We start from the raw sequence: 11672 nt of genomic DNA, 5'->3' as shown, positions 1-11672 counted from the left end.
ACCGTATCTATGTCCAGCGTCCGATCTACGATCGGTTCTGTGCCGCCTTCGCCAAGCGCATCGAGACGTTGCGGACCGGCAATGGCCTTGCTGATAGCACCGACATCGGCCCGCTGATGCACGAGCGCGCCGTCAAGAAGGTCGAGGAACAGGTCGCCGATGCCATCGCTCACGGCGCGCGCTGCCTCACCGGGGGCAAGCGGCACCAGGCTGGCCCCCTGTTCTATCAGCCGACGCTGCTGGCCGATGTCACCGACGAAGCACTGATCATGCGCGAGGAGACTTTTGGTCCGGTGGCCGCGGTGACGCCGTTCGGCAGCGAGGCCGAAGTGATCGCCCGCGCCAACGCCACCGAATATGGCCTCGTCGCCTATGTCGTGACCGAGAATGGCGGCCGGCAGCAGCGCATGGGCCGCGCCCTCGATTACGGTATGGTCGCCATCAACCGCGTCAAGATCACCGGCGCGCCGATTCCGTTCGGCGGCGTCAAGCAATCGGGCATCGGGCGCGAAGGCTCGCGCCACGGGCTCGAGGCTTTCACCGATCTCAAATATCTCTGCCTGGATGTAGCTTAAGCTGCGCCGGAATCACCGTTTTGTCAGGAGTCAAAAGAATGCTCGACCAGTCCAACGAACTCGCCGCCTGGGATCGCGACCACTTCTTCCACCCCTCGACCCATATGGGCACGCATGCGCGGGGCGAAAGCCCGACGCGCATCATGGCCGGCGGTGAGGGCGTCACCGTCTGGGACAACAATGGCCGGAAGAGCCTCGATGCCTTTGCCGGCCTCTATTGCGTCAATGTCGGCTACGGCCGCCAGAAGATCGCTGACGCCATCGCCGCCCAGGCGAAGAACCTCGCCTACTACCACGCCTATGTCGGCCACGGCACCGAGGCCTCGATCACGCTGGCCAAGATGATCATCGACCGCGCGCCGCAGGGCATGTCGCGGGTCTATTTCGGCCTCTCCGGTTCCGATGCCAACGAAACCAACATCAAGCTGATCTGGTACTACAACAACGTGCTCGGCCGGCCGGAGAAGAAGAAGATCATTTCGCGCTGGCGCGGCTATCACGGCTCGGGCGTGATGACCGGTTCGCTGACCGGGCTCGACCTGTTCCACAACGCCTTCGACCTGCCGCGCGCGCCGATCCTGCACACCGAGGCACCCTACTACTTCCGCCGCGCCGATCGCTCGATGAGCGAGGAGCAGTTTTCTCAGCATTGCGCCGACAAGCTCGAGGAGATGATCCTGGCTGAGGGTCCGGAAACCGTCGCTGCCTTTATCGGTGAGCCGATCCTCGGCACCGGCGGCATCGTGCCGCCGCCGGCCGGCTATTGGGAAAAGATCCAGGCGGTGCTGAAGAAGTACGACGTGCTTCTGGTCGCCGACGAAGTGGTGACGGGCTTCGGCCGGCTGGGCACCATGTTCGGCTCCGACCATTACGGCATCAAGCCGGACCTGATCACCATCGCCAAGGGCCTGACCTCGGCCTATGCGCCGCTGTCGGGTGTCATCGTCGCCGACAAGATGTGGCAGGTGCTGGTTGAGGGTTCCGACAAGCTCGGTTCGCTCGGTCATGGCTGGACCTATTCGGCGCATCCGATCTGCGTCGCCGCCGGCGTCGCCAATCTCGAACTGATCGACGAGATGGACCTGGTGACAAATGCCAAGGAGACCGGCGCCTATTTCCGCGCCGAGTTGGCCAAGGCGGTCGGCGGCCACAGGAATGTCGGCGATGTGCGCGGCGACGGCATGCTGGCGGCGGTGGAATTCGTTGCCGACAAGGACGACCGGGTGTTCTTCGACGCTTCGCAGAAGATCGGCCCGCAGGTGGCGACGGCGCTCGCCGTAAGCGGCGTCATCGGCCGCGCCATGCCGCAGGGCGATATTCTCGGCTTCGCGCCGCCGCTCTGCCTGACCCGCGAGGAAGCCGACATCGTCGTGTCGAAGACCGCCGATGCCGTGAAGAGCGTGTTTGCCAATCTCTGAGATCGACTATGAATGCCATGACCAGAACCCTCCCCGCCACCATGGCCGCCGTGCTGCTCACCGGGCACGGCGGACCGGAAAAACTCGTCTACCGCAGCGACGTAAAAGTGCCCGGGCCCGCTCCCGGTGAAGTGCTGGTCAAGGTCAGCGCCTGCGGCATGAACAACACCGATGTCTGGGTGCGCCAGGGCGCCTATGGCACGGAGGAGGACGCTGCCGCCGTGTCGACATGGCGCCGCCAGGGCAACACGCTTGTTTTCCCGCGCATCCAGGGCACCGACACCGTCGGTATCATCGCCGCTGTCGGCGAAGGTGTGTCGCCGGACCGTATCGGGGAACGGGTGATGGTCGATTTCTCGATCTACAATCGCGACGACGATTCGCTCGCCGACATCGACTATATGGGCCATGGCCGCGATGGCGGCTACGCCGAATATCAGGCCGTGCCGGCCGAGAATGCCCATGTCGTCGACACCGACATGAGCGATATCGAACTCGCCACCTTCTGCTGCGCCTACCTGACCGGTGAACAGATGCTGGAGCGCGCCGGCTTGAAGACCGGCGAGCGTGTGCTGGTCACCGGCGCCTCGGGCGGCGTCGGTTCCGGCATCGTTCAACTGGCACGGGCGCGCGGCGCCATTCCGTATGCCGTCGTCGGCAAGGGCAAGGAACAGGCGGTGCGCGACATCGGCGCCGAGGTTGTCATCACCCGTGGTGTTGCCGACCTGCCGCGAGCCGTGAACGAGGCGACCGGAGGCCAGCCGATCGACGTGGTGGCCGACCTCGTCGGCGGCGCCATCTTCAACGACCTGTTGCGTATTCTCAGGCCCGAGGGCCGTTACACTACCGCAGGCGCGATTGCCGGCCCGGTCGTGCAGTTCGATCTCAGGACCATGTACCTGAAGCAGTTGCAGCTGCATGGCTCAAGCCAGGGCACGCGCGCGGATTTCCGCCGCATCGTTGGGTACATCGAGGCGAGAAAAATCCGACCGCTGGTCGGCGGCGTCTACAAGCTCTCCGATTTCCACCATGCGCAGGCGGATTTCATCGCCAAGGATTTCGTCGGCAAGCTGGTGGTGGTGCCGGATGCCATGTGGGGCTCGGCTGGCTGAACAACGCTCGTCTCAACCGTGCTGGGCCGCTCTCAGCAGCATGCCGAACAGGTCGCGCGGCTCGTCGGGGTCGGCCAGCATGTCGAGTTCCTGGTAGAGGCCAGTCGAGCGCAGCTGATCCCTGACATAGCGCAGCGCCGAAAAATCCTCGATGGCGAAGCCGACCGAATCGAACAGCGTGATCTGACCGGGATCGCGCCGGCCTTGTACGGCGCCCGACATCACCTGCCACAGCTCGATCACCTCATGATCCGGCGCAAGCTGCTGGATCTCGCCCTCGATGCGCGTCTGCGGCGGATATTCGACGAAGATATCGGAGCGCAGCAGGATATCGCGGTGCAGTTCGGTCTTACCGGGGCAGTCGCCGCCGACCGCGTTGATGTGCACGCCGGAGCCGACCATGTTGTCGGTGAGGATGGTGGCGTACTGCTTGTCGGCGGTGACGGTGGTGATGATGTCGGCTCCCTCGACCGCCTCCTGCGCGGTGCCGCAGGCGACCATGTCGAAGCCGAGACCGGCGAGATTGCGGATGCATTTTTCGGTGGCAGTGCGGTCGATGTCGTAAAGCCTCAGCCTGTCGACGCCGAGCAGCGCCTTGAAGGCCACCGCCTGGAATTCGGCCTGTGCGCCGTTGCCGATCAGCGCCATGCAGCTGGAGCCGGCCGGCGCCAGGTATTTGGCGGCCAGAGCCGACATCGCCGCCGTGCGCAGTGCGGTCAGGATCGTCATTTCGGATAGCAAGACAGGATAGCCATTGTGGACATCGGCGAGCATGCCGAAGGCGGTCACCGTCTGGCGGCCCTCGCGCATGTTCTTGGGGTGGCCGTTGACATATTTGAAGCCGTAGACCTCGCCGTCGCTGGTCGGCATCAGCTCGATGACGCCCTCGGCGCTGTGCGAGGCCACGCGCGGGGTCTTGTCGAACAGCTCCCAGCGGCGGAAATCATCCTCGATGTAGCCGGCGAGTTCGACGAGGAAGCGCTCGACGCCGATCTTCAGCACCAGCTTCATCATATGATCGACGCTGACGAAGGGCACGATGTTGAGATTTGGGATCATTTTTTCTTATCCTTGCCGCATGCGGGCGGTCAGTCCTGGCGATGCGCGTTGTGCGCCTTCATCATCGCCGCCAGCGCCGGATCGTTTTGCTCCAGCGCCCTGATGGCTCCGCCTGTGTCATAGAGGCGCTCATCCTGCCCCATCTTGAACTTGGCTTCGAGCCGCCCGACCGGCAGCTCAAACCCTATGATACCAGGTATGCGCCGTTCCATGCCGCCAGGCCCCAGCTCGCGCATGCGCCAGCGGTCATCGCGATCTTTTTCCAGCACGTCGACAAGCTGCAAGAGATGCCGGGCGGTGGCGTGCTCGTCGAGCGGCACCGGATGCCCATGACAATGCACGACAGCAAAATTCCAGGTCGGCGCGCTGTCGCGCACCGGATTGCGCGGATACCAGGACGGCGAGATGTAGCCATGCGGACCGTGAAAGATGGCGACCGTCTCCCTGCCCTCGGCGATCGGCGCGCTGTGCGGATTGGCCCTGGCGAGATGCGAGACCAGCGTTCCGTTTTCACCACGCGTGCGATCGAGCACGAAGGGAAGATGCGAGACGACAAGGCCCTGCGGTCCCGCTGTCACCGCCGTGGCGAAGGCCGCCGCTTCGATCAGGCCGAACACCTCGTCGCGCGACAGTGGTGCGAACTCGGGCTTGGTATACATCAGGTCAGCTTCGCTGGGCGCGGACCGCCGGGATCAGGCCTTGCGGGCGAACCAGCAGCACGGCGATGACGCCCGACAGCACGATGGCGTCGCGATAGGGGGCGATCGCTCCCGGCAGTGTCGCTTGCAGCAGCACCTCGATGATGCCGAGCAGGAAGCCGCCGGCGACCGCACCGGGCAGGCTGCCCAGCCCGCCGACGACGGCGGCGATGAAGGCCTTCAGCACCGGCGTAAAGCCCATCAGCGGATCGACCGAGGCACGCTGCGCCACCCACAGCATGGCCGCCAGCCCGGCCAGCAGGCCGGAGAGCAGGAAGGCGGTGGCGATGATGCGGCTGGCCGGAATGCCCATCAGGCGCACGACGTCGAAATCTTCCGCCGCGGCGCGCATCGCCGTGCCGGTCACCGAGCGGCGCAGGAAGACTTCCAGCGCAATCAGCGCCAGTGCGGAGACGACGATGGAGATGCTGGGACCGACGCCGATGGTGAAGTCGCCGAAGGAGAAGGCGCCGGTCATCCAGCTAGGCATGGCGACAGCTTGCGGCCGTGCCGAGATGCCGTTCTGGAAGACGACTTTCAACAGGCTGGAGACGGCAAAGCTGGTCAGCAACAGGCTGGTGACGCTGGCGCCGCGCATCGGCCTGAAGGCGACGCGTTCCATGGCGACGGCGGCGAGCGCGCCGCAGGAGACGGCGACAAGCACCGCCACCGGGAAGGGAAAACCCAGCACCAGCGAGGCCAGAAGCGCGTAGCCCGACAGCGTCATCAACTCGCCATGGGCGAAGTTGATGAGGCCGACGATGGAAAAGACGATCGCCAGCCCGAGCGCCAGCAGGGCATAGACGCCGCCGAGGCTCACCGCATTGATGATCTGCTGCGCGATCATGCTTCTTAAGCTCCCAGATAGGCTTGCCGGACGAGGTCCGAGGAGGCGAGTTCTTTTGCCGTGCCCGACAGCACCACCTCGCCATTGGCGAGCACGACGGCGCGGTCGGCGATTTCGAGCGCCAGCGCCACATTCTGTTCGACCAGCAGGATGGTCAGGCCCTTGCGGCGCAGTTCGGCGATCAGGTCGAAGACGGTGTCGATCAGTTGCGGGGCAAGGCCGAGCGAGGGCTCGTCGAGCAGGATCATGCGCGGCTTGCCCATCAGCGCGCGGGCGATGGCCAGCATCTGCTGTTCGCCGCCCGACAGATTGCCGCCCTTGACGCGGTGGTAGCGGCGCAGGATCGGGAACAGCTCCAGAATCTCCTCCTCGCGCAGCCTTGCCTCGGCCGCCGGCTGATGCACCGCGCCGCCGAGACGCAGATTGTCGGCCACCGTCAGGCTGGCGAAGATACGGCGGCCTTCCGGCACCAGCGCGACGCCTTTGCGGGCGATCGCCTCCGGCGCCAGGCCGGTGATGTCGACACCGTCGAAGACCACCTTGCCGGACGCCGCCGGCACCAGCCCGGCGACGGCGCCGAGCGTCGAGCTCTTGCCGGCGCCGTTGGCGCCGACCAGAGCGATGATCTCGCCGCTGCCGACGGTGAGGTCGACGCGGCGGACCGCCTCGACCTCGCCGTACCGGATTTTCAGGGCTTCGACGCTCAGCATGACATCACGGCGCGGGAACGTCGGCAGCGTCGGGGATCAGGGTCTGGACATGCTTGCCCTCGCCGCCCTCGTAGCGCATCAGCGCCACCGGCCGCAGCGGCATGCGATCGGTGCCGGCATAGGTGATCTTGCCGGTGATGCCTTCGAAGTCCTTGAGGCCGGCGATGGCGTCGCGGATCGCCTTCGGGTTGTCGGAGCCAGCCGTCTTGACCGCTTGGTCGAGGATCAGGCCGATCTCGTAGCCATTGACCTCATAGGTCGATTCCGGTGCGTGGCCGGCATATTTGGTGAAGGCTGCGTTGAAGGCCTCGAGCTTGCTGCCCGGCTCGGCATAGCCGGCCGCGGTGTAGACGACGCCGTCGACCAATTTGCCGAGCGCCTTGATGGTCGGCGTGCCGATGGCATCGGCGCCATAGACCGGGATGGTGACGCCGGCGCCACGCAATTGCTGGATGAAGGCCGGGAAATCCGGCTCATAGGCCGCCGTCATGATCAGGTCGGGCTTGTCGGCCAGGCCCTTGATGTTGGTGATCTCGGCGGAAAAATCGGGTTGGCCCATGCTGAAGGTGCCGCGGCCGACAATGGCGCCGCCCTTCGTCTCGAACACCTTGCCGAAATATTCCGGCAGATTGGCGGTGTAGGTGGAGTCCGGCGAAGTCAGCAGGAACACCTTCTTCTTGCCTTCCGAGACGGCGAAGTCGGCGACCGCCGTCGCCTGCACATTGTCGGCTGGATAGGTGCCGAACATGACGTCGCCGACCGCGCCGGTGAGCACGGGGGCGGAGCCGCACAGCGTCAGGGTCGGAATACCAAGCGGCTGGGTCAGTTGGCCGGCGGAAATCGAGGGATCGGCATCGCAGGGCGTGATCATGATCTTGGCGCCGGCGTCGATCAGTTCCTGGGCGACAGTGGCAGTCTGCGCGGTGTCGGAGCGGGTGTCCTTGATCAAAAGCTTGACGGTGTATTTGCCAGCGAGGCCACCCTTGGCGTTGAGCTCGTCGAGCGACATGCGCAAGCCGGCAAGTGCCGGCTGGTCATAGGGGGCAAGGCCACCGGTCTGCGCGGTCGCGGCACCGATGATGATCTCCTCGGCGGATGCTGTCGAAATGGCGGCGATGCCGAACACGGCAGCGCACAAAGCGGCGCGATGGAGGCGATAGAGGCTTGGCATGTCGGTTCTCCTTCTGGATTTCTTATGGTTGGCTGTCGTTGCGGGTCATGCGGTCTGGTTTTCAGGCGTTTCGGTCTTGGCGCGCGCCGTGCGGCTGCCGAGATAGGCTGCGATCACGGCAGGGTTCTTCTGAACGTCGCCCGGCGTGCCGTCGGCGATGACGCGGCCATGATCGATGACGACGATGCGCTCGCACAGGTTCATCACCAGCCGCATGTCGTGTTCGATCAGCACAATGCCGATGCGGCGCTCGGTGCGGACCGTCGAGAGGATCGAAACCAGTTCGGCGGTCTCGACGGCGTTCATGCCGGCGGCCGGCTCGTCGAGCAGCAGGAAGCGCGGCTTCAACGCCAGTGCACGTGCCACTTCGAGCCGACGGCGCTGGCCGTAGGCAAGCCTGGCGGCCGGTTGATCGGCAAATCTCTCCAGCCCCATGCGCGCAAGTTCACCCATTGCCGCCGCCTCGGCATGGCCAAGATCCGGCTCCACCTGGCGGGCGGCGACGACGACATTTTCGAGCACGGTCATGTGCGGGAAGACGCGGATGTTCTGGAAGGTGCGGGCAACGCCGGAGCGGGCGAAGCGGAAGGCCGAAGCCTGCCGGACCACGCCACCCACCGACACGGTGCCGGCACTCGGCTTGATATCACCGGCCAGCATGTTGAGCAGCGTCGTCTTGCCGGCGCCATTGGGGCCGATGATGCCGGTGATGCTGTCGGTCTCGAAATCCAGGCTGACGTCGTCGACGGCGACGACGCCGGCATAGCGGCGCGACAGATGGACGGCGGTGAGCCGGTCACTCTCGACATGCCGCGGTGGCGCCGTTGAAGCCATCACGGCCTGGCGTCCGGGTCGGCGCAGCAGGTTCAGTTCACGCTCGCCGAACAGACCGGTCGGCCGCCGCCAGATAACCAGGATCATGGCGATGGCAAGCACGCCCTGGGTCAGGCCGAACAGGACGGGCAGATGCAGGCCGAGCACCTCGCCGCCGCCTTCGAAGCGGCGCACCACTTCGACCAAAACGATGGTGACGATGACGCCGGCGAAAGCGCCGAGCGACGAGGTCATGCCGCCGACGATCAGCATGGCGAGCATGGTGAAGCCGAGGTCGAAATAGAAATCGCGTGGCGAGAACGCACCCAGAAACTGCGCCATCATGGCGCCGGCGGCCATGGCGGCGACGACACCCGCCACCCAGGCGGCCAAACGCGCCGTGCGCTGGTCGACGCCGACGGCGGCGGCACCGCGCTCGTCATTGGCGGCGGCGCGGGCGGCAAGGCCGAAGGAGGTTTCGCGAAACAGCCTCGCCGCCACCAGCGCCATCGAAGCGACAGCGGCAGCCGTCCACAGCCCGACCTCGCGCGGCACGCCATAGAATGGCTGACTGCCGCGCGTGATCTCGCGCCCGGCCACCAGCAGCGTGTAGACGATGATCAGCATGGCAAGCGTTGCGATCGAAGCGCTCGATCCGGAAAGCCTGAGCAGCGGCGTGCCGGTCAACAGGCCGACGACGACCGCGAGAGCAAGGACGACGGCCAGCGCCGCGAAGAAGGAGAGTTGATACCCGGCGAGGAATTGCGGCAGGTCGCGCAGCGCCGTTCGCTGCAATGCGGTCGGCATGGTGAGGATGCCGGTGGCGTAGGCGCCAAGGCCGACAAAGGCGGCCTGACCGAACGAGACGATGCCGCTGTTGCCAGAGAATATCTGCAGGCCAAGCACCGCCGTCAGCATGATCGCGGCATAGGTGACCACACGTTGCATGGAGGCGCCGCCGAAGATGAAGGCGGCAAGCGCCACCAGCAGCAGCACCGCGACCATGCACAGGGCATCGGCAGTGGCGTTGCGAAACGCGGCCGGCATGAAGCCACTGGGCTTGCTCTCGCTCATCGTCACCGACGCCATTACGCGGCCCTGAAGCGATCGGGTGAAAACGGCGCCAGGATCGGTTGCGCGCCTTCGGTGACCAGCCTGGCCACCGCCTCGCCGACTGCCGGCCCGGTCTTGAAGCCGTGGCCGGAGGATCCCGCCGAAACGACCAGCCCTTCGACGTCAGGCATGGCGCCGATGACCGGCAGATCGTCGGGGCTCATGTCGTAGAGTCCGGCATAGCCGGGCCGGATGCCAAGCTCGGCCATGGCAGGGACTCTGCCAGCGAAGGTCTCCAGAATCTCGACCGATTCCTGCTCCTCGACACCTTCCATGTAATCATCAGGATTTTCGACCAAACGCGGGCGGCCCGCATGTTCGTGGCGCAGGCCGGTGCCGCCACCAGCCCAGGTGCCGGCCAGGATGACGCCGTCATTGTCAGGCCGTGCATAGTTGCAGGAAATGTCGTCGCACCAGGCGAAAGGCATGACCTGCCTTGCCTTGCCGGCTGCATCGAGGACGGCCATCGGATGGCGCTCGACATGCAGCGGCAGATCGAGGCCGACCGTCGCCAGCAGGCGGCGCGTCCACGGCCCGGCGGCCAGGACGACGGTACCGGCTTCCAGCACCGTTCCATCGGTCAAGGTGACGCCGGTGATGCGGTCGCCCTGCCGTTGAAGGCTCTCGACCAGCGTGTTCTGCATGATCCTGGCACCGTTGGCGCGGGCGGCACGGGCGATGGCGTTGGTGGCGCCGAAGGCATCGGCGTAGCCATATTCCGGCTCCCACAGCGCCATTGCGACATTGTCCAGGGCAAAGCCGGGTGCCGCGTCGGCAAAGGCCTGCGGCGACAATGTCTCGATGCGCGCGCCCTCGCCGCGGATGCGTTCGGCCGCCTCCGTCCAACTCACCTTGTTGTCGTTGCCGCAGACCCACATCATGCCGATTTCGGTGACGAAAGAGCCCTCGCCAGCGATTCCCGGCAGCGACACCAGGATCTCGCGGCCACGGATGGAAAGCTGCGACAATTCCGGCATAAGGTAGAAGGCGTGCAGCAGCGCCGACGATTTGCCCGACGGGCCGCCGGCGGGATGGGTCTGCTCGACCAACGTGACCTTCACACCGGCCTTGGCCAGATGATAGGCGGCGCTCGATCCGACAATACCGGCACCGACGACAATGACGTCGCTTCCATTTCGCATGGCTGTTCCCCACAGTCTCTTGGCTGCTTTCCGACAAGGTAGGGCCAGCGATCACGCAATGTCAACATCTCTTCATTGTTGACCAAGATTTAAATCTCTGTAATAAACTCGACAAAACAAGAGAACACGGATTTCGGGGAGGCCCATGGCGATACGCGATGTTCTGATGCGCGGGGATCTTGCGCTGACTCCGTCGGAAGAAAAGATCGTCCGACTGCTGTTGACGGACTATCCGACCTCCGGCCTCGGCACCGCCTCATCGCTCGCCCGGCGCGCTGGCGTCAGCGATCCGACCGTGGTGAGACTGGTCGTCAAGCTCGGCTATGAAGGGTTTCCGGATTTCCAGGCGAAGCTTCTGGCCGAAGTCGAGGCAAGACTGCACTCGCCGCTGCTGATGATGGAGGCCAAGCGGCAGAGCGGCTCCAACGACAGCGCCGTGCTGGCCTATCTCTACAGCGTCACCACGGCCTTGCAGAAAGCCACCGCCGCGACACCTGTCCAGACATACGAGCGGGCGGCCCGCCTGCTGATGGAGGTCAAGGGCGAGATTGTCATGGTAGGCGGCCGTTTCAGCCGTCACATCGCCGGCATGCTGGCCGGCTATCTCGTACAGTTTCGCTCCGGGGTTCGCGATCTCGGCGTGCTTTCTCCGCAGACCTTCGACACGCTCGCCGACCTCGACCGGCGCGACGTGCTCGTCGTGTTCGACTACCGCCGCTACCAGCTCGACGTCATGGCCTATGCGAGCCAAGCGGCGGCGCTCGATGTGCGCATCGTCCTGTTCACCGACCAATGGCTGTCGCCGATATCAGACCTCGCCGAAGTCACCATCGTCAGCCCGCTCGAAGTCGCCTCGCCCTACGACACGCTGGCGCCGGCGATCGCCCAGATGGAGGCGCTGGTCGCCCATATCGTTTCGACGCTGGGCGACGACGCGCGCGCCCGCATCGAGCGGCTCGAAAGGGTGCGACATGCCAATGCCGTGACACTCGACAGCGACCCGCAAGAGAACGG

At 65.3% G+C, this 11672-nt stretch carries 11 protein-coding genes; 4 read left to right on the top strand and 7 right to left on the bottom strand.

Annotated elements, in window-relative coordinates; genetic code table 11:
* The 3 genes from EOD15_RS18135 to EOD15_RS18125 all read left to right on the top strand — a co-directional run.
* The coding region (locus EOD15_RS18135; RefSeq protein WP_127408703.1) for an aldehyde dehydrogenase family protein at positions 1-575 on the top strand (575 nt) is incomplete at its 5' end.
* A gap of 38 nt (positions 576-613) precedes the next feature.
* Complete coding sequence (locus tag EOD15_RS18130; protein ID WP_127408702.1) at positions 614-1993, top strand: aspartate aminotransferase family protein; 1380 nt, start codon at positions 614-616, stop codon at positions 1991-1993.
* Positions 1994-2001: 8 nt separating this feature from the next.
* A complete protein-coding gene (locus EOD15_RS18125; RefSeq protein ID WP_127322410.1) occupies positions 2002-3105 on the top strand; it encodes an alcohol dehydrogenase family protein in 1104 nt (367 codons plus the stop codon).
* A 12-nt stretch (positions 3106-3117) separates the two neighbouring features.
* On the opposite strand, the gene EOD15_RS18120 is transcribed toward EOD15_RS18125, so the two are convergent.
* The 7 genes from EOD15_RS18120 to EOD15_RS18090 are packed head-to-tail and all read right to left on the bottom strand — an operon-like array spanning position 3118 to position 10658.
* Positions 3118-4164, bottom strand: coding sequence for an ornithine cyclodeaminase (locus EOD15_RS18120; protein ID WP_127269890.1), 1047 nt, complete (start codon positions 4162-4164; stop codon positions 3118-3120).
* Between the two features lie 29 nt (positions 4165-4193).
* Positions 4194-4823: an FMN-binding negative transcriptional regulator gene (locus EOD15_RS18115; protein WP_127322411.1), complete on the bottom strand. Its 630-nt coding sequence runs from the start codon at positions 4821-4823 to the stop codon at positions 4194-4196.
* A 4-nt stretch (positions 4824-4827) separates the two neighbouring features.
* Entirely contained in the window at positions 4828-5709 is an 882-nt protein-coding gene (locus tag EOD15_RS18110) for a branched-chain amino acid ABC transporter permease (RefSeq protein WP_127322412.1), read from the bottom strand.
* Between the two features lie 5 nt (positions 5710-5714).
* Positions 5715-6419 (bottom strand): ABC transporter ATP-binding protein, encoded by a 705-nt coding sequence (locus EOD15_RS18105; protein ID WP_127408701.1) that lies wholly within the window; start codon positions 6417-6419, stop codon positions 5715-5717.
* 4 nt (positions 6420-6423) lie between these two features.
* The gene (locus EOD15_RS18100; RefSeq protein ID WP_127319632.1) at positions 6424-7590 is read right to left on the bottom strand and encodes an ABC transporter substrate-binding protein; all 1167 of its coding nucleotides are present in this window, start codon (positions 7588-7590) and stop codon (positions 6424-6426) included.
* 45 nt (positions 7591-7635) lie between these two features.
* Positions 7636-9477 (bottom strand): branched-chain amino acid ABC transporter ATP-binding protein/permease, encoded by a 1842-nt coding sequence (locus tag EOD15_RS18095; protein ID WP_245463705.1) that lies wholly within the window; start codon positions 9475-9477, stop codon positions 7636-7638.
* Between the two features lie 14 nt (positions 9478-9491).
* The gene (locus EOD15_RS18090) at positions 9492-10658 is read right to left on the bottom strand and encodes an FAD-binding oxidoreductase (RefSeq protein WP_127319634.1); all 1167 of its coding nucleotides are present in this window, start codon (positions 10656-10658) and stop codon (positions 9492-9494) included.
* Positions 10659-10803: 145 nt separating this feature from the next.
* Between EOD15_RS18090 and EOD15_RS18085 the strand changes: the two genes are divergently transcribed.
* On the top strand, positions 10804-11672 hold an 869-nt coding region (locus tag EOD15_RS18085; protein ID WP_148129573.1), incomplete at its 3' end, for a MurR/RpiR family transcriptional regulator.

The sequence above is a fragment of the Mesorhizobium sp. M7A.T.Ca.US.000.02.2.1 genome (assembly GCF_003996995.1).
Taxonomy (GTDB): domain Bacteria; phylum Pseudomonadota; class Alphaproteobacteria; order Rhizobiales; family Rhizobiaceae; genus Mesorhizobium.
Note: the sequence above shows the minus strand (reverse complement) of the source record. Positions and strands in the feature narration are given on the sequence as shown.